23 protein-coding genes are annotated in these 20,357 nt (G+C 63.0%); 10 read left to right on the forward strand and 13 right to left on the reverse strand.

Annotation, left to right across the window (positions count from 1 at the left end; genetic code table 11):
• Nucleotides 1–49: 49 nt before the first annotated feature.
• Both QF047_RS09455 and QF047_RS09460 read right to left on the reverse strand, forming a co-directional pair.
• Nucleotides 50–178 (reverse strand): hypothetical protein, encoded by a 129-nt coding sequence (locus QF047_RS09455; RefSeq protein WP_307276010.1) that lies wholly within the window; start codon nt 176–178, stop codon nt 50–52.
• 595 nt (nt 179–773) lie between these two features.
• On the reverse strand, nt 774–1,235 hold the full coding sequence (locus QF047_RS09460; RefSeq protein WP_307276011.1) for a hypothetical protein: 462 nt from the start codon (nt 1,233–1,235) through the stop codon (nt 774–776).
• Between the two features lie 541 nt (nt 1,236–1,776).
• Here QF047_RS09460 and QF047_RS09465 point away from each other — a divergent pair.
• The 3 genes from QF047_RS09465 to QF047_RS09475 are packed head-to-tail and all read left to right on the forward strand — an operon-like array spanning nt 1,777 to nt 4,726.
• Nucleotides 1,777–2,349, forward strand: a complete 573-nt coding sequence (locus QF047_RS09465) for a recombinase family protein (protein ID WP_307276013.1) — start codon at nt 1,777–1,779, stop codon at nt 2,347–2,349.
• Nucleotides 2,350–2,379: 30 nt separating this feature from the next.
• On the forward strand, nt 2,380–3,828 hold the full coding sequence (locus QF047_RS09470; RefSeq protein ID WP_307276015.1) for a Mu transposase C-terminal domain-containing protein: 1,449 nt from the start codon (nt 2,380–2,382) through the stop codon (nt 3,826–3,828).
• The gene (locus tag QF047_RS09475) at nt 3,815–4,726 is read left to right on the forward strand and encodes an AAA family ATPase (protein ID WP_307276017.1); all 912 of its coding nucleotides are present in this window, start codon (nt 3,815–3,817) and stop codon (nt 4,724–4,726) included. The genes QF047_RS09470 and QF047_RS09475 overlap by 14 nt, the downstream gene beginning before the upstream one ends.
• A gap of 294 nt (nt 4,727–5,020) precedes the next feature.
• Here QF047_RS09475 and QF047_RS09480 read toward each other — a convergent pair whose 3' ends face one another.
• A complete protein-coding gene (locus QF047_RS09480) occupies nt 5,021–5,836 on the reverse strand; it encodes a hypothetical protein (RefSeq protein ID WP_307276019.1) in 816 nt (271 codons plus the stop codon).
• On the reverse strand, nt 5,836–6,525 hold the full coding sequence (locus QF047_RS09485; RefSeq protein ID WP_307276021.1) for a hypothetical protein: 690 nt from the start codon (nt 6,523–6,525) through the stop codon (nt 5,836–5,838). Before QF047_RS09485 ends, QF047_RS09480 begins: the two co-directional genes overlap by 1 nt.
• Nucleotides 6,526–7,234: 709 nt before the next feature.
• On the opposite strand from QF047_RS09485, the gene QF047_RS09490 reads away from it, so the two are divergent.
• Nucleotides 7,235–7,570 carry a hypothetical protein gene (locus QF047_RS09490; protein WP_307276023.1) on the forward strand — a complete coding sequence of 112 codons (336 nt, stop codon included), beginning with the start codon at nt 7,235–7,237 and terminating at the stop codon, nt 7,568–7,570.
• 613 nt (nt 7,571–8,183) lie between these two features.
• Here the strand turns inward: QF047_RS09490 and QF047_RS09495 are convergent.
• The 4 genes from QF047_RS09495 to QF047_RS09510 all read right to left on the reverse strand — a co-directional run bounded on the left by QF047_RS09495 (nt 8,184) and on the right by QF047_RS09510 (nt 9,486).
• Entirely contained in the window at nt 8,184–8,342 is a 159-nt protein-coding gene (locus QF047_RS09495; RefSeq protein WP_307276025.1) for a hypothetical protein, read from the reverse strand.
• Nucleotides 8,343–8,418: 76 nt separating this feature from the next.
• On the reverse strand, nt 8,419–8,637 hold the full coding sequence (locus QF047_RS09500) for a hypothetical protein (RefSeq protein WP_307276026.1): 219 nt from the start codon (nt 8,635–8,637) through the stop codon (nt 8,419–8,421).
• Between the two features lie 264 nt (nt 8,638–8,901).
• A complete protein-coding gene (locus QF047_RS09505) occupies nt 8,902–9,168 on the reverse strand; it encodes a hypothetical protein (protein ID WP_307276028.1) in 267 nt (88 codons plus the stop codon).
• A gap of 156 nt (nt 9,169–9,324) precedes the next feature.
• Complete coding sequence (locus tag QF047_RS09510) at nt 9,325–9,486, reverse strand: hypothetical protein (RefSeq protein ID WP_306633495.1); 162 nt, start codon at nt 9,484–9,486, stop codon at nt 9,325–9,327.
• A 116-nt stretch (nt 9,487–9,602) separates the two neighbouring features.
• On the opposite strand from QF047_RS09510, the gene QF047_RS09515 reads away from it, so the two are divergent.
• Nucleotides 9,603–11,405: an SARP family transcriptional regulator gene (locus QF047_RS09515; protein ID WP_307276034.1), complete on the forward strand. Its 1,803-nt coding sequence runs from the start codon at nt 9,603–9,605 to the stop codon at nt 11,403–11,405.
• Nucleotides 11,406–11,495: 90 nt separating this feature from the next.
• On the opposite strand, the gene QF047_RS09520 is transcribed toward QF047_RS09515, so the two are convergent.
• Entirely contained in the window at nt 11,496–12,839 is a 1,344-nt protein-coding gene (locus QF047_RS09520) for a glutamyl-tRNA reductase (RefSeq protein ID WP_307276037.1), read from the reverse strand.
• Between the two features lie 195 nt (nt 12,840–13,034).
• Between QF047_RS09520 and QF047_RS09525 the strand changes: the two genes are divergently transcribed.
• A complete protein-coding gene (locus QF047_RS09525) occupies nt 13,035–13,727 on the forward strand; it encodes an SGNH/GDSL hydrolase family protein (RefSeq protein WP_306633490.1) in 693 nt (230 codons plus the stop codon).
• A gap of 33 nt (nt 13,728–13,760) precedes the next feature.
• Here the strand turns inward: QF047_RS09525 and QF047_RS09530 are convergent, their stop codons facing one another.
• From QF047_RS09530 to QF047_RS09540, 3 genes are all read right to left on the reverse strand, one after another.
• Nucleotides 13,761–13,973, reverse strand: coding sequence for a hypothetical protein (locus tag QF047_RS09530; protein WP_306633489.1), 213 nt, complete (start codon nt 13,971–13,973; stop codon nt 13,761–13,763).
• A gap of 62 nt (nt 13,974–14,035) precedes the next feature.
• A complete protein-coding gene (locus QF047_RS09535) occupies nt 14,036–15,007 on the reverse strand; it encodes a glycosyltransferase family 9 protein (RefSeq protein ID WP_307276042.1) in 972 nt (323 codons plus the stop codon).
• Nucleotides 15,004–16,146, reverse strand: a complete 1,143-nt coding sequence (locus tag QF047_RS09540; protein ID WP_307276044.1) for a glycosyltransferase family 9 protein — start codon at nt 16,144–16,146, stop codon at nt 15,004–15,006. Before QF047_RS09540 ends, QF047_RS09535 begins: the two co-directional genes overlap by 4 nt.
• A 209-nt stretch (nt 16,147–16,355) precedes the next feature.
• Here QF047_RS09540 and QF047_RS09545 point away from each other — a divergent pair, with 209 nt between their 5' ends.
• Nucleotides 16,356–16,658: a DUF4193 domain-containing protein gene (locus tag QF047_RS09545; protein ID WP_009358564.1), complete on the forward strand. Its 303-nt coding sequence runs from the start codon at nt 16,356–16,358 to the stop codon at nt 16,656–16,658.
• A gap of 86 nt (nt 16,659–16,744) precedes the next feature.
• Here QF047_RS09545 and QF047_RS09550 read toward each other — a convergent pair whose 3' ends face one another.
• Complete coding sequence (locus QF047_RS09550; RefSeq protein WP_307276051.1) at nt 16,745–17,209, reverse strand: GatB/YqeY domain-containing protein; 465 nt, start codon at nt 17,207–17,209, stop codon at nt 16,745–16,747.
• A 127-nt stretch (nt 17,210–17,336) separates the two neighbouring features.
• Here QF047_RS09550 and QF047_RS09555 point away from each other — a divergent pair, with 127 nt between their 5' ends.
• Genes QF047_RS09555 through QF047_RS09565 form a run of 3 tightly spaced genes read left to right on the forward strand, consistent with a single transcriptional unit; the run spans nt 17,337 to nt 20,319 of the window.
• Nucleotides 17,337–18,068 (forward strand): M50 family metallopeptidase, encoded by a 732-nt coding sequence (locus QF047_RS09555; RefSeq protein ID WP_307276054.1) that lies wholly within the window; start codon nt 17,337–17,339, stop codon nt 18,066–18,068.
• 18 nt (nt 18,069–18,086) lie between these two features.
• Nucleotides 18,087–19,178: a glutathione S-transferase family protein gene (locus tag QF047_RS09560; protein WP_307276056.1), complete on the forward strand. Its 1,092-nt coding sequence runs from the start codon at nt 18,087–18,089 to the stop codon at nt 19,176–19,178.
• A 31-nt stretch (nt 19,179–19,209) separates the two neighbouring features.
• A complete protein-coding gene (locus QF047_RS09565) occupies nt 19,210–20,319 on the forward strand; it encodes a serine hydrolase domain-containing protein (protein WP_307276060.1) in 1,110 nt (369 codons plus the stop codon).
• Nucleotides 20,320–20,357 lie beyond the last annotated feature (38 nt).

Genomic DNA, 20,357 nt, shown 5'->3' on the forward strand with positions numbered 1-20,357 from the left:
CCCGCAGCGCAAATTCCCCTTCCGTTTGGGGAACCTTTAATGAGACGGATCAGCCCGCCGCAGGGGCGATGTCCCCAAATTGCACTTTGACCGGGCAGCCGGCTGCCGCCGAGTACTTGCGCTCGAGTCCGGCAACGTCCGCCGTTACCGCAATTGATTCGTCGAGCGTGAGTGCCAAGTGGGATCCATCAGGGGATACCGAAGTGATATTCACGGCGGGGTCTGAGGCCTGCAGTTCGCTGGCAAAATCCCTAAGTCTCCCAGGAGAGCAGGTCGCGGACTCGACTTGAATGTTGACGTTCGGAAACCGGGCCCGTAGGTCGCTTTGCATCGAATCTGTCGGACCGTGCCAATGAACGATGATCCGGTTTCCCTCTTTCACTTCGACCGAGGCAAACCGAGAATCCCCTGCCAGCTCCTGACTTAGCGTGCTGGCCGTAAGGGCAATAGCCCCGTCCGCAGGCGAAGTCTCAGGGGTGACCGGTGAGTCCGCAGTGGGTATCGGCTCTTTGGAGACAGGGGCACCTTCACCGCCAGCGCCTGTAGACCCTGAGGTGGCGCAGGACGTAGCAAAGAGAGAGAAAGCCAACAGGACAACCGTCAACGTCCTGCACAACTCTGAACCTTTAATTGGCGCGGCCACGCCTCATAGTATTGAACGCTCCGCCATACGACTACCCGGTCGCACCTTCTGTTATCGTTCCTGAATCCTCAACGCAGTCCCAATGAGGGTGGCTGGCCGCGACGCTTCTAGGCCGCGTTTGAGGAACCTTCTACGACACGTTTTTCCCAGTTCGGTGGTTGACTACCCAGGCTTGGACAAGATAGCTCTCCACGGCCTCTGTGGCCACCAGATCTCTCATGCGGCTCCGGCCATTCGCCTGCACCCGGAACCTATAGACCGATGGTTGCTCGATGGTGCCGATGTTGAGCACATCACCCATCGTAGGTCCGTAGAGATTCACAGTGCCTGCCGGCAGCTCGAAATCAAAATCTTCCCAAGCATCTTCCCAATCAACCGTGGTGTCCTCTGCAGGCTCAGCCGGCAAAACTTCAATTCGTACTTCGACGGGCCCCATACTGACGCCGGTCTCAAACAGGATTTCATTGAAGTCCCGTCCCTCGTCATGCCCACGCGCTGCCATGGCCTCAGCCAGCGTTCTGGGTGGTGGCACAACATCGAGAACCACCGAACCTTCGGCGGCGTATACAAATCCAGTTGTAGATATGAGCATGATCCGATCCTAAGTTTCGAAAAAAGGCTTGCTCTAAGGGGGGGACCCCTGGCTAGGAAATCTTTCTTGGCTATTGTCCCGGCCTAAACCGCCGCACAGCTCATCGGACCTGGCGGTAACCGACGCTTGCCCAGGCGACAATTAAGGCAATCGCTGTGGCCACCAGCAGAAGCGCAGCAATGAGAATCCCACGAGGTTCACACCCGCAGCCTAATGGCCACGACAGGTTCTATCGCGCCATCTACCGGTTACACAAGCCGAGCACCATCCGGTAAGGGCGCCCAGTCTCTAAGTTGTCCCATTAGACGGTCCCTCAACGCGACAACCCGGCTTTGACGTGCGGTTTTGCAGGGTGAGCGTTCAAGGTGTCGCATATACCCCGCCCGTTGAATTTCGCATTGGGGGTAGCTCTTGCGGGACGTCTTGTGAACGACCGTTCGTGAGACCCCCACGTCTATCACTCCCAACTGCGGCGTGTCTTGTCTCATCACCCGTGTCCGCTATCTATGTATCGGAGGCGGCGTTTGCGTTACATTGAAGCGTGGCTTTAATCGGGTACGCGCGTGTATCAACCAGGGACCAGAACCCCGAAGGACAAACGGACGTTCTCGAAGCTGCCGGATGCGAGAAGATCTTCGTTGAACATGCCTCTGGTGTCCTCGCCCGACGGCCGGCGCTTGACCAGGTGCTTGAGTACGTCCGGGACGGCGACACCTTGGTCGTCACCAAGCTGGACCGGCTGGGCCGCTCGGTGCGTAACCTCAAACAGGTCGCAGAGGAACTGCAGCAGCGCAGGATCGGCCTGCGTGCACTGTCTCAGGGAATTGACACGACTACACCCGGCGGCCGACTGTTTTTCCATATGCTCGCCGCAATTGCTGAGTTCGAGCACGACCTGATCGTCGAGCGAACCCACGACGGCCTCGCTGCCGCCCGCGCCCGCGGACGTAAAGGCGGACCCAAGTTCAAGATGACTGCGACCAAGATCTCCCAAGCGCGGGCCATGTACGACTCGAAGGAACACACCGTGCAGGAAATCGCGGACACTTTCGGGGTTTCCCGGCCCACTATCTACCGTCACCTGCAGGCTCCGTCCGCCGGGCCAGTGCGCTAAATAAGGGAACGTGCGGTGCTACGGGCTAAGTTGAAAGCCGAGGACCGCGCCCTGCTGCTGCGACGGCATGTCGACGAAGGAATTCCGCTCACCCGCTTGGCTGCCGAGTCGGGTATCCCGATCCGCACCATCCGCCACTGGATGTCCAGGTACCGGGCTGGTGGCAAAGTCGCGAGCCTGGAGCGTCAGAGTCGGTCCGACCGGGGCAAGCGTGGGATCCCGCAAGAGCTCATAGACGCAGTCGAAGGACTTGCTTTGCGCCGTCCCGCCCCAACAGCTGCATTTATCCACCGCAGGATCGCCGACATTGCCTCCGCCCGCGGTATCCCGGCCCCGAGCTATTCGACAGTCCGGGCACTCGTAGCTGACATCGATCCGGGCCTCAGGACGCTTGCACAGGAAGGCGACACCGCCTATCGGGACACCTTTGAGCTGGTCTACCGTCGCAACGCCGGCCGCCCGAACGAGCAATGGCAGGCCGACCACACACTCCTCGACATCGAAGTCCTCGACCCCAAAGGCCGCGGTGCGCGGCCTTGGCTCACGATCGTGCTCGATGACTACTCCCGCGCGGTTGCCGGCTACACAGTATTCCTTGGCGCACCCAGCGCTGAGCAAACCGCGCTGGCGCTTCACCAGGCCGTGCGGCGCAAAGAGAACCTGTCCTGGCCGATGATGGGTCTGCCGGAAATGCTCTACAGCGATCACGGCGCTGACTTCACCTCCGCTCGCCTCGATCGCGTCTGCCTCGACACCCATATTCAACTCATCCATTCCCAGATAGGAGTACCCCAAGGACGCGGGAAGATCGAGCGGTTCTATGGGACGGTCACAACCGAGCTCCTGCCGCACCTTCCCGGGTTCATCCCGCACGGCACGCGCGGTCGACCAATCAGTCCACCCGAGCTGACCCTGCAGCAACTCGATGGCATCCTGGAGACATTCATCGTGACCGAGTACAACCAGCGCCGGCACTCTTCTACCAGTGAATCCCCGGTGCAGCGGTGGGCCGCCTCGGCATTCATTCCCCGAATGCCTGCTCATCCTGAAGACCTGGACCTGCTGCTGTTGACCGTGGCCACAGGCCGGAAGGTGCAGCGCGACGGGATCCAATTCGCTTCCACCCGCTACGTTTCTTCAGTGCTGGCGGCATATGTTGGCGAACACGTGACGGTCCGCTACGACCCACGGGATATTGGCGAGATACGCGTCTACTTCAACGATGCCTTCCTCTGCCGCGCAATCGCCCCGGAGCTGGCAGCCGAAGCGATCTCCCTCGAACAGCTACGCGGCGCCAGAACGCACAGACGACGCGAGCTCAAACAGCAGCTGCGCGAGCGGCGCAGCCTTGCCGATGCCCTGCCAAGCGACACCCGCTACGTCCCGCCAGCGCCAAACATGACTCCTGCCCCAGCTGAGGGCAAACCTTTGGTCGAACCTCCGCCCCGACATGGGCTGCGCGTGTATGAAACCGATTAACTTTGGCAGACCGAGCCTTCTCGCCGGAAAAGACGACGGCCGCAGGTTTCTCGTTGGCGCCCTCGGTGAGGTCAACAGCGGCGCCCCACCATCACCCCCGGACCAGCCCTCGTTCCTCGTCACCCGAGAGCACCGGCGATTCACGGAATTCGCCGACACTGTTCGCGCCCATCGCTATATCGGGCTGTGCTGGGGACCGCCAGGGGTCGGCAAAACGCTCTCCGCTCGACACTACGCAGCGGTGAACGAATGGGAGGCCTGGCAGGCCGCCCTTACTGAGAAGCCTGAACCTGTCCCAGACAGGGTTCTCGAAGCGCGGACAGCGTTTTTCACTCCCACCGTCGCCGCAACCGTGCGGCAAATTGACTTGGGTCTACCGAGCGCGTGCCAACAAATCTCCTACGCGATCGACTATGCAGAACATGGAGTCGTTGACCCGTACGTGCATACCGAGTCCCGCTCCAGCGGCCGGACCGAATTGCTAATCATCGATGAGGCTGACCGGCTCAAGGCAACCGGACTGGAACAAGTACGGGATTACTACGACCGCCACACTATGGGCCTGATCCTTGTAGGCATGCCGGGCATCGAGAAGCGTCTCGCCCGCTACCCGCAGCTATACAGCCGCATAGGATTCGCCCACGAATACCGACCACTCAGTCCAGATGAAGTCACCGCCGTCCTCACCGAACGCATTCCGGCCAGCTCACACAATCCCGAGGAAAACCTCGCCCATGCAACCGCGGTTGCAACCATTGTGCGAATCACTGCTGGAAACTTCCGTCTCGTTGACAGACTCCTCACTCAGGTGCGCCGGATCCAAACGCTCAACGACATTGAAACGCTCACCCCCGAGGTCGTCGATGCAGCAAGGGAAACTCTTCTCATCGGCCACTAAGCGGTGCAGATTCAGTGCCAAATAGCTCTGCGATTCACAATCTTTTACGAAGGCTTGCGGGAGGCAGGTCAGAAACGGTCGTTTTTGCGTACAAGCTGCCGCACCGTTTATGGCACCATCACCGGGCAAATATTTCGGGCGATCTAGTGGGAATCCGGAAGCCCTGAACAGAAGAGCGCCAAAACTCTCCGAAGATCAGACCGGTTATCGCACCGTTTCCCGCGCCTGGTTTGACCGACCGCGCGGTTCCGAAGGTTTATTTGAGATGGCGGCCCGTCTCTCCGGGCCCTGGCCTCATTCTGCCTCCGACGATGCGGGGTAGAGGAAGACGTCTACGGAGTCGCCGCGGTAGTGGAACCGGACGACGCTCCCCTTCGGGAGGCCCATCATGGCATCATCACCCGAATGGGTTTGCCCGCCGACGTCTGCAAAAAGATCGACCCCGGGCGGCACACAATTGGCGCCGTCTACAAAAGGACCGGAACGATCGATGAGCATGAAGCACCGGTAGCCCCGTCCGTCCACGAAGAACCAGGGTTCGACTCCCCGATACTGTTGATAGCCGCGGAAGCTGGATTGGCCGGCAGCTTCCCCCCAAGGGAATTCCAGCGTTGAGAGGAACGCCAGCATGGTGAGAACGGCGCTGTCTGCCTTGTCTGCAATTTGAGGCAATGTGGCATCGGGACGCGGTCTTACGATCCATGCCACGGTGATCATAGCGGCAACAAAGACTGCCAGCGCGGTGGACATCAAGGTGGCCATAAATGAGTAACGGCGCACTTGTGTCGCGGCGCGACGACGCCAGGCTGAGGACATCAATCCAGTCCCGGGCTCCGCCACGGGTGCGGTGCTGGTTGCTGGTTCCGGCCATTCTTCAATGAATGTGGTCCAGGTGGAGTGAGCACCTGGCCCGGAATCCGGGGCTGCAGCGGGTGCTGTGATCTCGGTACCGGTGGCTGCGCGAAGACTCGCCGTGTGTGCCGCCTCAAGTTCTGCCAGTCTTACCAGTGCTGCGGGGTCGGACTCGATATCCGGATGCGGACCGTATGCCCTCCTGCGGAGCTCGTCCAGCTCGCGCTGAGCATCGGACCGGGGTGAGGATGCGTCCATCAATCCGCCTCAGGAATGAGGTAGACGTAAGCATCCACCGTGTCGTCACGAAGTACGAATCGGATGATGCCGTCGCCGGCGCGCCCTTCGAATCCTTCAAACCCATCCCGGGATGAGGCGACGTCCATTATGAGATCTGCTGGAGCCGGAGCACAGCGAACGTCTGAGAGATTACCGCTCGCCCGGTGCAGTGCCACGAGACACGGCGAGTCGAACGCGTTCACCCCGAAATAGATCTCGAGACCGAGATACGACCCGTATCCGCGGAGGGTTGAAGCCTCGATCTTCAACAGGGGTGCTCCCCTAAGCAGCAGTCCGGGGAGCCGGTTATCGACCGCGGCCCCGCTCGGATGAAGAGTGGCATCAGGACGCGGCGCGGATAACAGCAGGGTCGTCGTAACGATCCCTCCCGCGAGGACCAGTGCGGCACCGGCCCAGTACAGGCGACTCCACCTTGGCACCGGATGTTCCACCGAGGCAGCGTCCGCGGGGGCCTCCGAATCTGCCGCATTCTCGCTCGCGGGGGCAACCGGCAGAGAATTGACGTCAGCGCGGTCCGCCGCCTCAAGTTCGCGCAACCTCGCTAGGCCCGGAGGGTCGACACTTATGTCTGGATCCGGACCGTATGCCCGCCTGCGGAGCTCATAAAACTCACGGTCGGCCTTCGAAGAGTGCCTGAAGCCTTCCACAGCTCAAAGTACACCCGTCTCGCGGAGCGGGTCTATACGCTCAAACATGGCTCGCGGGACGGTCGGTCCCGCAGTCATGGTCCGGGTAGGGGTGTCTGGAGAAGCCAGGACATACAACATGAATGAAGAGGAGCCATTCTGGCGATCCAACGCACCGAGAGGGACCAAGGAAACGTGTCAAAAAAGGTATTGGAATCCTAGTGACCAGGAGAAGATGCATGGATTCTCGCGTAATGTGCCCTCATCCTCTATCGAGCGAAACTGTTTTCAAGGACATCAGCGGCTTCCTCGGGGGAATTTAGACCCTCGCATGTTACTAAGTTCCAGTAACTCGACCAAGAGCAACACAGGCCCCGGAGGCCCGAATGGCATCCCGTGAGATCTTCGGGAAGGCCGCGGCGCTTGACCATCAGGTTTTCGCTTGCTGATGGTGCGTGGGACTCCCTTGATCCTCTCCGCTGTGGCGGTTAAGAAGTAGGTTGATAAAGTCGGCACGTCAATAACGACCGTTTTCGGACGGGCCGGTCCAATCTTGTATAGACAGGAGCACTAGCCCGGTAGCCTGAAGGGTCTCAGCGGGGACGAGCTCCGGGAGCGGATGAAAGAAACGGTGGCCTTGGAGAAGGCGGCCATGCAGGAGTGACTTGACTCCGGGGACTGCTTCATCGTCTCGCTGGCCGGCAAAGTTCACCTCCCCAGGTGCGACAGCATGCGTCGGTTTGTCGACCGGGAGGCCGGCTGCGGTTGGAACTTCCGTTTCCCGGATCGGCTGCTGGACTCATCACTTGATGAGGATCCTGTCCCTGTCTGGCCGATGCTGAAAACTCGGTACCTGCCGGCGCGCAGTCTGAACTCCAACCACTTCGGCACCGAGTTCCGCCTCGCCGAAGGCATGCTGCTCGGGATGCTCACCAAAATCAGCACCGTGGAGACCATCGATGGGTTCGATTTCACGGCCGAGTTCGAGCACGCTGAAGCCCCCATCACCGATTCGGACACCGAGCTGATGTACTGGACGGGGACGAAGGTGGTTAGCGGGCAGTAGCACCGGTCAGGAAGCGCAAGATTTCTGAGCGCACGTCACCCCTGATAGTCTCCTCCTCGATTTCTGCCAGCTCATTTCGCTCGTACGTCGGCGGAACATCTTTTTCGAACCCAGCCGGAGGCACATCTTCCACGTGTGGGAGCGGGCTTTGCGCACACTCTTCGGTGGCGGGCTTTGGGACATCCTCCAAACAGCGTCAATGAATTCGGGTGCTATCTGATCGATCTGATTGGAGAGATAAGCCACCGCCTTTTGATGTTTCTCTTGAGCATTGACGGCTTCACTCTCGGCGCCGTTGAAGTGGCCCATCGCTTCGTCAAAGAGACTCATTGAGTAAGCCTCGCCTGCCCCAATCGCGGCTCCATCCATGCTTCGAAGTCATACCGCTGCCGGGGCCTTGACCGCCGGGTGGGGTTCATAGCCGACCCTGAGAACGACAGGCCGGGAGTGAGGTTCCAGTCCCCCTCCGCGCACAAAGGGAAGCCCCGGAAAATCAGTGATTTTCCGGGGCTTTTTTGTGTCTCCAGCCATGTGGGAGGACTTTTCGCGGGCCGCTAACCCGCTAACCCCGTTTTTACAGACTGTCTACTTAGGCGCTGCCAAGGCGGAGGGTTTACCACCACTTCTGCAGCGCCCAGGCGTTGGTGGCGCCATCACCGCTGTCGCCATCCTTGCCGCAGCGCCGACATCGCTTGTAGAGGCCTCCGTCGTCGGCATGTTCAACGTGCCATTCGTGGCGGATATTCAATTTGCACAGCAGAGCCTGGATCATGCCAACTCCGATCTGAACCGCAGCGCCCCAGGACCTCAAGGATGGCCTTCACGCCAGGGGCAGGGATACTGGCGGCCTATTTCTGCACGGGAACCCAGAACGGTGCTTCCACTCCGGCCCCCGTGAGGTTGTCACAGCGCACGAGCTGGCTGCCGATCCGTTCGAGCGGGCAGTCGACATAGGTGGTCGGGACGTTCTCATCAGGGGCACCTGGTGTTGCTTGTCCACTGGGTCCTCCAAAGAGGAAAAGCGCCGCGAAAACAGCAGCAAGGATCGCTGCAACGCGCTTAAACATTTTTTGTCTCCTGAATAGGACACGAGAAAGCAGGACCGCCGATGGTTGCGGGCGGGTATTGAACCGGGTTCCCAACTGACCCTGCGATGCGGCCAAGCCGCCTCAAGGCTGGCTCCCGCTGTTGCCCAAACTACCCCCGGGTCTGCGCCACCATAAGGGTGTTTGCTACCCCATCTGCCGGCATCGGCCCCCTTGATATTGGCCATGCCCCGTGGAACCGCGCCAGCCGGCGTCAGCTGTCTGGTGACCCACCCTTCCCTGCAGTCAGTCACCCATACCCGGGTGGACGGGCACAAAATCGATCTTGTTACCTGAGCCCGTCTTCTTCTTTGGGGATCGCGAAAAGCCCTTGGCGTCAAGGTGGTTCCGGGCGCGGTAGGCCGCCAGGGCGTCATCATACGCACGGTTGAGCCGGCGGCCTGAGAGCTCCTCGGTTGTGCCGTCCGCAAAGGTGACAGTGACAATGACGCTTTCCGGGAAGTGCCGGTTCATCCGGATGAAACCATCGGCGTCCTGCTGCAGCTTAATCAAAAGGTGTCGCTTTCGTAGTAGTGACTTCCAGTGTCCCGCCTTTTCCCCTCCCCGCCAGCACCGGCACCGTCTCCGTGCTTGCGGAGACTGCGGCGGTGGGCCGGCAGATCAGCCGGCCTCCCGCCGTCGTACTTCTTGCTGGCTGGACCAGAGGACCTACATACGGAGCGACGCGTAAGGCTCGCTGGGAAGGTTCCCGGCCGACCACGGCGCTGTGGAGCGGACGTCGGGCGTGTGGCCCCGGCCGTCGGCCAGCACGGCGCAGACAGTGGCAATAAGAACCCAGAGTCCAAATAGCAGTAAGCCGAACAGTTCCATGTTTGCACCTCGTATGAGTGTGGGCGGATGTGGTGATGCCAGTGTGTGCGGCGGGCGTGTGAGCAAGCGTGTGAAGGCGGAAGACGCCCTGGACGGGTGGCAGTAGCATGGGGCCTATGGCCGAGAATTGGATTCGGCTCCTCGGTCCGCCCGTGATCGAGTCCCCCGGCGCAGCTCCCCTGCAGCCCAGAGGCCGCAAGGCCTGGGCGGTGCTTGCCTATCTTGCGCTGCAGGCCGGCGGCACCGGCCGGTCCCGCACAGCGACGCTGCTCTTCCCGGACGCCGCGGACCCGCTTGGTGCCCTGCGCTGGAACCTGTCCGAACTGCGGCGGACCCTCGACGGCGTGACATTGGCGGGTGATCCCCTGCGGCTTGTACTGCAATCCCCCTGGCGCTGCGATGCGCTGGAAGTGATGGACTCGGCCGCCAACCCTGGCCTGGACCCCCGAAGCTTCACCGGCCAGTTGCTGCAGGGGCTGTCCTTCGTGGACTGCCCCGTCTTCGATTCCTGGCTGGCGGACCAGCGGTACCGCTTCGACAACATGGTCCAGTCCCTGCTCTACGAGGCCGCGCTGGCGGCCCTGGCTGCGGGTACTCCCGATGTGGCGGCGGAACTGGCAGCCCTGGCCCTTGACCGGGATCCCTTCCACGCAGACTGCAACGCAGTCCTGGTCAAAGCTTTTGTGGCCCTGGGCGAACATCGCCGCGCCCGCCAGCACGTCACGAAATGCGGGGACCTCTACCGGCAGGAGCTGGGCCTGCCGCTGCCTGCGGAAGTCCGGCGGGCACTGTCCGCTGCGGCTCCGGAAGCGGATCCCGGAATGCCGGCCACTGTGGGGACAGTACGGTCGTATCTCGACGCCGGCGGGTCATCTCTGTGGGCAGGGGCGGTAGACCGGGGGCTGGACCAGCTGCGGCTCGCGGTGGTGCTCGCCCAGCGCACCGGAAATGAACATTTGCTCGCCGAGTCCCTGGTGACGCTCTCCGGAGCGCTGATCCACCAGGCAGGCGGCCGCGGCGCTGAGGTGGCGGACCTCCTGCACCGTGCCCTGCAGGCGGAAGGGCCCGACGGCGCCTCCCGGACTGCCGCTGCAGCCTACCGCGAGCTGGGCTACCTGTCCGTGCAGCGGGGCGTACCGGACCGGGCTGCCGGCTGGCTGGACCGGGCGATGACGGCGGCGGATGGATTCCCCGACGAACAGGCCAGAATCCTGGCGATCCAAGGCATGCTGGCCTCGGACACTGCCCGGTACGAGGGCGCCGTGAGGGCTCTGACGGAGTCCGGAAGACTGGCCAGGGCCGCCGGGAACCGCCGCCAGCAGGCGTTCAGCGAGGCGCTGCTCGGCAGGGTCCGGCTGCTCCGCGGGGAACTGGAGCAGGCGGCCGAATCCCTGGACCGGGCACAGGTCTGGATTGCGGAGGAACACTGGACCGCGTTCGAGCCGTTTGTCGCCGGGGTGCGGGGAGAAACGTATCTGGCCGCCGGGCAGCTGGAGGAAGCAGCCGCCCTGATCGACAGGTCATGGGTGATGGCCGAACTGGCCGGCGACCACTGCTACATGGCCTTGGCAGCCGGTGCGGAAGCGCGGCTGTTCGTGGAGCACGGCGACCTCGCCGCTGCCGAGCACTGGATAGACCGGGGCCTGGAACCCAGGCCGTGGTACCTCTGGTATTCGGCCCGCCTGCTGGATACGGCGGCGGAAGTTTCCATTGCCAGCAGGTCGCCACGTGCGTCGGCATTCGTGGAGCGTCTGGCTGAACTGGCGAGCCGGAGCGGGATGCGGGAATTCGTGGTGCGGGGGCAGTCCCACAGGGCTGTGCTTGGCGACGAGGCGGCAGCCCAGGCAGTTTCGTGGCTGGCCCGTGAAATCGATAACCCGGCGCTGGCCGCGTTCCTGGCGAGGCGGCACGGCGGCTGAACCGGCTTCCTCTTCAGATGTCCCGTCAGCGAACCCGACGAAGATGACCGCATCAAACCTCTTTAGTGTCCCTGCTGATCAAGAATGTCCCTACTGCTCAAGGGCATTTGGGACACCGGCGGGCTGGGCGAGGTGGACGCTGATGCCAAAGAGTGCCTCCAGCGCGGCCATATACTCGTCACGCCGGCCCGCAGCAGCCATTTCTCTTGCACGGACCGAGAGCGTGTGCAGCACCTGACGGACAAAACGCCGCAGGACCCTGGCAGTTTCCTCCGCCGACGTGCTCGCTCCGTTTCGCTTTCTGACGTTTTCCATTTCCCGCTCAAGCGCCTGATGAAGGTGGTGGCGCAGGGCAATAATCGCAGCATCGATAGTGCGGAGGGATTCTTGTTCGTAAAAGCGGCAGGCTGAATCCCGGATCAACATTCGGGCCAGCTGGATTTGTGCTGAGTCCGTCTGTGGGGCGGCCAGGCGCACCGCTTCAAGAGTGATCAAGTCAACGCCGGCTAACTCACCAACGTCGGGATCGAAGTCGCGGTTGGGAGCAAGATCCAAGGCCACGAGAGGCTTGGGGTCCTTCTGCTGCCGTGCCATCACCGAGGTGCCGATGCGGGATCCGTTGCCGCTACAGCCAATAACAACGTTCGCCTGGCCGATGGCTGCCTGCAGCTCCGCTTCCGTTACCGCTGCCACCGCATGGGCAGCGGCGAATGCGGCCGTCCTGCCTGAGCGGGAGAAGACGGTGACATTTGAACACCTTCCCCTCGCTAGCAGGCTCATAATGCACGCAGCGTAAGACCCGCTGCCAATGACGACCACGGACAGATCCGAGAGCATCAACGGGCTCAACCGGGAGACGGCCAGATTAATCGCCACGGAAGCCACTGACGTGCCGGCACCCCCAAGGCGCGCCCGTGTTCCGACGTCCTTCGCAGTGCGCAAAGCCCCTTGAAGTAGTCGGATCAGGAGTCCGGTGACCGTTCCTGCAGCTTGGGCTGCAGCCAACGCACGGCGGATTTGGCCGGTGATTTCACGTTCGCCTATGACCAGCGAATCCAGCCCGCATGCAACGCCAAAAAGATGTTCTGCCACTGCCGGCCCGATACGGCATTCGAACAGTGCCCGCAGGGTTGCCAGCGGTAGGCGGGAGCAGGAGCTCACGGCTTCCAGCGCATCTGCGCATGCCTTACCGGCTTCAGGTGCGGGCGCAATTTCACAGTAAATCTCGAACCGGTTACATGTGGATAGAACCACGCAGCCTGATACAGCCCTGCTGCGGCCCGGTAAGTCCTGCATGATGAGTGGGGCTGCCGATTGCAGCCGGGCGATGGAATCGGCGTCGAGATACCTGTACCTCGAAACGAGTACCAACAGAACGGGAGGCTCAACAGGACCCGGACATCCCGAACCCGCCGCATCAAGCGTAGCTGTCACTGCTGTTCCTTCCCGGGAGATCAAGCTGATGACCGAATGGACGCACCATCTGCTGGATCAGCGTTATACAGAGACCTTGGGGAATTCTTAGTCACCGATGTTGTTGGACAGCGCACTTGAAGCCATGTACTCCAGGAACGCACCCTGGCTCCCCGGGCTCTGTCCCCAGTCGCCGTAATGGTGCAGTATTTCAGGATGGAAGCATTTCCGGCAGCCAGCCTTGGCCACGTGGTTCTGTTGGGTGATTCCATCTTCGACAACGGCGCGTATGTTGGCGGCGGACCGGACGTCATCAGCCAACTGCGGCAGGAACTGCCGGGCTGGAAATGCACCCTCTTGGCGATCGACGGCGACATCATTACCGGTGTCGTCCGCCAACTTGACCGCCTCCCCGCGGATGCGACCCACCTGGTGGTGAGCGCGGGCGGAAACGACGCGCTTGGCCATTCGCCACTGCTGCAGGAGCAACCTTCAACAGTGGGCGGGGCGCTGCTTATGCTTGGCGGGGCGAGGGACAGATTCGACGCCGACTACCGGGCCATGCTTTCCGCTGTCCTGGCAGGGGGACTGCCGGTGGGGGTCTGCACTGTCTACGACACTCCCCCGTCAGGGCCGAACCAGCCGGTCATCAAGGCAGCACTGTCCCTGTTCAACGACGTCATCACGAGGGCCGCATTTTCCCGCGGAGTAGCGCTGGTCGATCTGCGGCTCGTGTGCAGCGAGGATGGGGACTATGCCAACCCTATCGAGCCGTCCATTCAAGGCGGACGGAAGATTGCGCAGGCCATTGCCACGCTGCTGGGAACAGCCGCGCCCGGCCCTCATTCCATTGTTGTCGCCGGCGCGGCAAGGAATGAACCTGCTACCCCGCCGGATCTGGCGGGCTAACAGGCCGTTGCTGCCTTCAGTGCGGGCGCAGCTTCACGTCCGCGGATGCCTGCGGGATCCTGCCAGCCGGGAGCCAGCGGCCACGGGGCGGTACTGGACCCGCCGATGATCAGCCCGCATGGCCCGCTGCTCCTGGCGCCGGGCCTTCCGCTCCGCCCGGTCAATTCCGGACAGAATCGCGAAGGTGCCCGCAACCCAGAGGAACGCCATCGTCAACACCAAGGCAATCTCCAACTCAATGCCCATGGCTCTATTTTAGGACTTTGGAGCCGTAAGCGAGAGCCCTGGACTGACCAACCTTGCCCGCTCTACAACACTCCCAGCTCCCGCACCGCCGCCAGGACGTCCTGCACCGAGACTGCCAGCAAAGCGGGGTCGGGCTGCTCAGCGAAGGTGTCACCGCGCCTCAACTCAGCCCGGGTCAGGACCACGTGCGGACCCGGGGGCGGACCCCAAATTTCGGGCGGAGCCGGACCAAACAGCACCACTGAGGGCGTTCCATACGCAGAGGCCAGGTGGGCCGCTCCCGTATCCGCCGAGATCACCAGCCGCGCTGCTGCGATGGCGGCTGCGAATTCGGCCAGTCCCAGCCGCCCTGCCAGCACCATATCCTCGGAAAATCCCGAGCGGCGGCAGACATCCAGGGCACGTTCCCGTTCACCGCTGCCACCGGTGAAGACCACGTTGTGCCCGGCGGAGGCAAGCGTGGAGGCAACTGTCGCGAAGCGCTCGGCCGGCCAGAGGCGGCTGCCGTAGGCGGCTCCCACATGCAAAACCGTGGCACCGGGAACAGGGCTTGGCACGTGGGGTGTATTCAGCCGGATATCCAGGGGGTCGGCCTCGATGCCATGCCATTCCAGGAGCCGGACCCAGCGTTCCCGTTCATGCAGTTCCGCGCGCCAGGGCGGCCCGTCCCGGTACTGGCTCCGGTGCCCTATTGTCTGCCTGGCCTGCAACGCCTCGATCCGGCCCTGGCTCTCCGGCCCGCTGCCGTGCAGGTTCACGGCCACGTCCACCACGCCGGGCTCGATGGCCAAAGGCTCATCGAGCCCGTGGGTGGGGAAAAGCTCATACCCGCCCACGAGGCCCAGCGCGTCAGACAACCATCCCTGGGCCGCGTACCGCAGCCTGTGCCCGGGGAACGTCCGGCGGAGGGCCTTCAGTGCTGGAACCGCGACGAGCAGGTCACCGAGCTTGAGCGCCCGAAGGACCAGGAGCTCGGGTTTCCCATCATGGACATCTTCAGCCTTCAGGGCAGCGGCAGTTCCCGGAATGCTCACAGGCGCTGCCCGCCCGCGTCAGTCGCCGCCAGGCTGCGGACGTCCTCATGCACATCCCGTACGGCAACTCCCGCCACCACGGAATCGTTATGGGGGCAGCGCGGCGCCGTCCAGCCCACCTGGGTGACATCAATCCCGCACGTGGGGCAGGCGGTGACCCAGGAGGCATGGATGCGGTGAAGACTCCTGCCGAGCGCGCCGGCATTGATGATATTGCCCGCCCAGAAAATCCCCACGGTCGGGACCCCAAGGGCCTGGGCCAGGTGCCGCGGGCCGCTGTCGTTTCCAACCACCACCGCCGCGCTGCCCAACAGCGACACCAGACCCGCCATGTCCAGTTCTCCCGCCACAGAGCGGACCGGTCCCGAAGCGGCCAGTTCCACAACGCGCGCGGCAAGTTCCTGCTCACTCTTATCGCCGGCAACAACCACCCGGAACCCATCCGCCGCGCAGGCAGCGGCCAGCTCGGCGAACCGCTCAACGGGCCAGCGACGGCGGGGATCCGTCGCCCCCGGATGCATCACCACCAAAGGCTGCGCGCCGTCGTCGGCCGTGCCGGAAAGAGTGGGCAAGCCCTGGGCCGGAGCGAGCCGGGCCTCAAGATCAACCGGGAACGCCCCGGCGAAACCGGCCACTTCCAAAGCCCTCAGGGGTTCGTGCTGGTAATAGAGGTAGGGAACCGTCCGTTCCAGGCTCGCTGCATCCGGCGTGCGGGTTCCCACCGTATGCCGGGCGCCCAGCCGGAGCAGGAAAGGATTCGAGTACCGTCCCCCGCCGTGAAGCTGGACCGCCAGATCAAAGCGCCGGTCACGCATCTCCTGGAAGAACCGGTCCAGCTCGTCCTCGTCTTCCGCCCCGGGCCGGACGCCTTCGGAAAAGGGCAGGATACATACTTCGTCCACCGGGCTCTTCGTAGCGGCGATCAGTGCCTTATGGGCCGGAGTGCCAAGAAGCGTTATGGAAGCCCCCGGATAGGCCGCTTTCAGCGCAGCCATGGCAGGTACGGCAAAAATCAGATCACCCAGCCCGCCGCCGCGCAGGACGGCGATCCTGTCCACTGCCTCGAACTTTTCCAGTACGGGGCCAACGCCCATGCCGGCCCGTCCGGCACCACCGAATTCTGCAGTCAGCTGCTCCACACATACCCCTTCGACTAAAGCCGGGGCCGCCCCTTTTGCTGCGGCCCCCCTGCCCGTGCAGCCGCAACAGCATCACGAACGCTGTGGCGGCCTTCCTCTGAACCTGTACCCAGACGGCGGTCAATATACTCCGGCTATTGGGGAATACCCCCATGATGCTGTACGTTTCATACGCGACAGACGAACCAAAGAAAAGAGAAGCACCTAAATTGGCAACCGATTACGATGAACTGCGTTCCGACGTCAAGGAATCGCAGGACAACTCACTCGAGCAGCTTCAGTCAGCAAATGCTCCTGACGCACGCAGCGTTGTGCTCGAGCTGGATGAAGCTGACGGCCTGGACGGAGCGGGCGTACCTGGCGGCGAATTCGTCGCCGAGGAGCTCGTGGTGCAGGTCATTCCGCAGGCCGATGACGAATTCACCTGCTACTCCTGCTTCCTGGTCCGCCACCGCTCGCAGATTGCGCGCCAGAAGGACGGCCACAGCTACTGCACCGAGTGCGAGGGCTGATCAGGCAGTCATGTGGAGGGCGGAAACCGCCATTTTCCTCAACTGAGCAAGAGGCACGTCCCATCGGGAGACGTGCCTCTCGGCTTTTAAGCGAGCTTCTGCCGCACGATCTGGCTGACTTCCTTTCCGTCGAAGCGCCCCGCCACCTCCGCCGTCACGGGCTTCATGACTTCGCCCATCTGGCGGGGTGTGAGTTCACGGCCCGCGGCGCGCAGCCCGGCAATGACCTCATCCACGATTGCCTCGACTTCGGCCTGCGAAAGCGGTTTGGGCAGGTAGGACTCTATGACTTCGGCCTCGGCGATTTCGGCGGCCGCACGGTCCGGCTGGCCCGCTTCCGTATAGATTACCGCCGTTTCGCGGCGCTTCGCAGCTTCCTTCTGGAGCAGGGACGTCACCTGCAGGTCATCAAGCTGCACCGGGGTTTTACCCGATTTCTCACGGGTCTCGATTTCGCCCAGGACGTTCCGGACCGTGGTGAGCGCCGTCTTGTTGCGCTCCTTCATATGCATGACCACATCGGCCTGCAGCCGTTCTTTCAGTGTTGACACGTTTTCCTCTGTTCCTGTTGGCCCTTGTTCACCGGGAGGCGCCTGGGCATTGCGGCCACGCCCAGGTATCCCTAGTACCGTAGGGGCTTATGCCCGAAAAAGACCACCCGTCCCCGGACCGGACCCTGTGAGCCTTCCCGCCGACCTCTGGACTACCTTCATCAACGCGTTCGGCCGTACAGATAGCCCGGCTATCACCGTCATCGAGCTGCTGCTGGTGGTTTCCATAGCCACCGCGCTGTCCATCCCCCGCCGGTCCTGGAGGTACGTGGGCCTGCTGGCCACCGCCACCCACGAACTGGGGCACGCCTTCGCCGCTGTGACGAGCGGACAGCGGCTCTCCGGTATCCGGCTGAGGTTTGACCATTCCGGAACCACCACCACCTTCAGCCGGAGCAAGCTTGCCACCGTCTGGTCCTGCTTCTGGGGCTACCCCATGCCTGCCGTGGTGGGTGCATCTTTTGTCTGGTGCGGCTTGAACGGATGGGGGCCCGCCGCAATTGCTGCCAGTGCCATTGCCCTGGCCGCCACGCTGGTGTTCCTCCGGAACGCCGCAGGCTTCCTCATCACCATCGGAGCGATGCTGGGCTGCGTCGCATTGATTTTCCTGGTTCCTGCCGGCTTCGTGGGCCACACCGCGGTCATGCTGGGCCTGGTACTGCTGGTGGGCGCAGTGCGGGACCTGATCAAGCTCACCCACGTCCATCTGCGCAGGAGGGACAGGCTGGCCACGTCAGATGCCTACTTGCTGTTCCGGGCAACGGCGGTCCCTTCCGGGATCTGGATCCTCCTGTTTACCGTCCTTGTGGCGGGGTCCTGGCTGGTGGCCTGGCAGCCACTCTCAACAATCCTGCGGTAAGGCGCATAGGCTGGATTAATGAGCCAGGAAACTGAAAGCACGCAGCAGACGGATAGCGGCAAATCCTTCGAACACACTACCCGGGGCGCCTACGTTACGGGCGGAGCGGAGTTCAACCGGGACACCAACTACATCGAGGACCGGATCACGGCGGACGGCAGGCCTGGCCCGAACGGGGAACCCGGTTGGCCGGCCGAGGCGGGGCGTTACCGCCTCATCGCTGCAAGAGCCTGCCCCTGGGCCAACAGAACGGTGATTGTCCGCCGCCTCCTGGGGCTGGAGGACGCTATTTCCCTGGGTCAACCCGGCCCTACCCACGACGCCCGGTCCTGGACTTTTGACCTGGATCCCGGTGGAGTGGATCCCGTCCTGGGCATCGAACGCCTCCAGCAGGCCTACTTCAAGCGGTTCCCGGGCTACCCGCGGGGCATCACTGTCCCGGCGATTGTCGACGTGGCCACTGGTGAAGTGGTGACCAACAACTTTCCGCAGATCACGCTCGACTTCTCCACCGAGTGGAGCCAGTTCCACCGGCCCGGTGCCCCTCAGCTCTACCCTGAGCATCTTCGGGAAGAGATCGACCAGGTCAACAAGCGGGTGTTTACCGAGGTCAACAACGGCGTCTACCGCTGCGGCTTCGCCGGCTCGCAGGAAGCCTACGATTCAGCCTACGAACGGCTCTGGACAGCCCTGGACTGGCTGGAAGACCGCCTGTCCCGGCAGCGCTTCCTAGTGGGCGGCACCATCACCGAAGCGGACGTCCGGCTGTTCACCACCCTGGCCCGGTTCGACGCCGTCTACCATGGCCACTTCAAATGCAACCGCCAGAAACTCAGCGAAATGCCGGCGCTCTGGGGGTACGCCCGCGACCTCTTCCAGACCCCGGGATTCGGGGACACCACCGACTTTGTGCAGATCAAGCAGCACTACTACATCGTGCACGAGGACATCAATCCCACCGGGATCGTTCCCGCCGGTCCCGACCTGCGCGGGTGGCTTGAGCCCCATGACCGCGAGTCCCTGGGCGGACAGCCGTTCGGCGATGGAACAGCGCCGGGGCCGGTCAAGCCTGGTGAAGAAGTTGCCCCAGGCCACGGAGCGATTTCCTGACGGAAAGCGCTTGCTCGCCTAGACTGGCGGGATGCAGACTTCTCAAGGCTTCGTAGCGCCCGGTTTCGAAAATGTACTGGACTTGTTCGAATCGTTCCTGGCCGAGGACCCGCAGTACAGTGCACAGCTGGCCGCTTTCCGGAACGGGGCGCAGGTTGTGCGGCTCGCCGGCGGACCGGATATGGATGCGGACACCATCACGGGCGCCTACTCCTGCTCCAAAGGCGTGGCGGCCATGGTGATCGCACTGCTGGTCCAGGACGGCCTGCTTGACCTCGACGCCCCCGTGGCCAAGTACTGGCCGGAGTTTGCAGTCCACGGCAAGGACCGGCTTCTGGTCCGGGAGGCTTTGTCCCACCAGGCGGGACTCATGGGAGTGGAGGGCGGTTTCGCGCTGGAGGAGTTCACCACTGCGGACGCTGCTGCCCGGCTGGCAGCGGCGCGGCCCTCCTGGCAGCCCGGGCGGCAATTTGGCTATCACGCCCTGACCATCGGGATCATCATGGAGGAACTGTGCCGCCGGACGGCCGGAGAATCGCTGCAAAGCATCTACGACCGGCGGATCCGGACGGCGCTGGGCATCGACTTTTTCCTCGGTCTGCCCGCAGAGCTGGAGCCCCGCTACCGGAACGTCCTCTACACCGACGATCCGCAAGGACCCTGGGTGGATCCCCTCAGCCTGGAGGGTCTGAACAGCAATGCGCCCGTCAGCACCATCATGGAGCTGCCCAATATCCGCAGCGTCCGCCGTGCAGGGATGTCGGCGGCCGGCGGCGTTGGGTCCGCGGAGGGACTGGCGCGCCTCTATGCAGCCGCCACTACGGGGACCGACAGTGCGCCGGCCTTCCTCAATCCGCAGACGCTGGAGCTTATGTCCCAGGAACAGGTATGGGGCCTGGACCGTTCATCCGGGCTGGACAACGCCTTCGCGGTGGTGTTTATGAAGCCGCACCCGTCCCGGAACTTCGGCAGCCACCGTGCCTTCGGCCACGAAGGCGCCAACGCCGCCCTCGGGTTTGCCGATCCCGCCTACGGCCTCGGCTTTGGTTACATTCCCCGGCGTGCAGAGGACGGGCGGACGCCCGGAAGGGCGCACCGGCTGGCTGCTGCCGTGCGCCGTTCGGCAGCCGCCTTGGCCTGAATGGACCGGCTCCGGCAGGTTTGCTCGCGGCCTTGACC

Source organism: Arthrobacter sp. W4I7 (assembly GCF_030816215.1).
GTDB classification, from domain to species: Bacteria; Actinomycetota; Actinomycetes; order Actinomycetales; family Micrococcaceae; genus Arthrobacter; species Arthrobacter siccitolerans_A.

Coding starts and splice junctions, on each gene's coding strand:
- QF047_RS09460 (WP_307276011.1), bottom strand. CDS start 1,235: ATGCTCATATCTACAACTGGATTTGTATACGCCGCCGAAGGTTCGGTG.
- QF047_RS09475 (WP_307276017.1), top strand. CDS start 3,815: ATGAAACCGATTAACTTTGGCAGACCGAGCCTTCTCGCCGGAAAAGAC.
- QF047_RS09480 (WP_307276019.1), bottom strand. CDS start 5,836: ATGGACGCATCCTCACCCCGGTCCGATGCTCAGCGCGAGCTGGACGAG.
- QF047_RS09490 (WP_307276023.1), top strand. CDS start 7,235: ATGCGTCGGTTTGTCGACCGGGAGGCCGGCTGCGGTTGGAACTTCCGT.
- QF047_RS09495 (WP_307276025.1), bottom strand. CDS start 8,342: ATGATCCAGGCTCTGCTGTGCAAATTGAATATCCGCCACGAATGGCAC.
- QF047_RS09500 (WP_307276026.1), bottom strand. CDS start 8,637: ATGTTTAAGCGCGTTGCAGCGATCCTTGCTGCTGTTTTCGCGGCGCTT.
- QF047_RS09510 (WP_306633495.1), bottom strand. CDS start 9,486: ATGGAACTGTTCGGCTTACTGCTATTTGGACTCTGGGTTCTTATTGCC.
- QF047_RS09515 (WP_307276034.1), top strand. CDS start 9,603: ATGGCCGAGAATTGGATTCGGCTCCTCGGTCCGCCCGTGATCGAGTCC.
- QF047_RS09525 (WP_306633490.1), top strand. CDS start 13,035: ATGGAAGCATTTCCGGCAGCCAGCCTTGGCCACGTGGTTCTGTTGGGT.
- QF047_RS09530 (WP_306633489.1), bottom strand. CDS start 13,973: ATGGGCATTGAGTTGGAGATTGCCTTGGTGTTGACGATGGCGTTCCTC.
- QF047_RS09560 (WP_307276056.1), top strand. CDS start 18,087: ATGAGCCAGGAAACTGAAAGCACGCAGCAGACGGATAGCGGCAAATCC.
- QF047_RS09565 (WP_307276060.1), top strand. CDS start 19,210: ATGCAGACTTCTCAAGGCTTCGTAGCGCCCGGTTTCGAAAATGTACTG.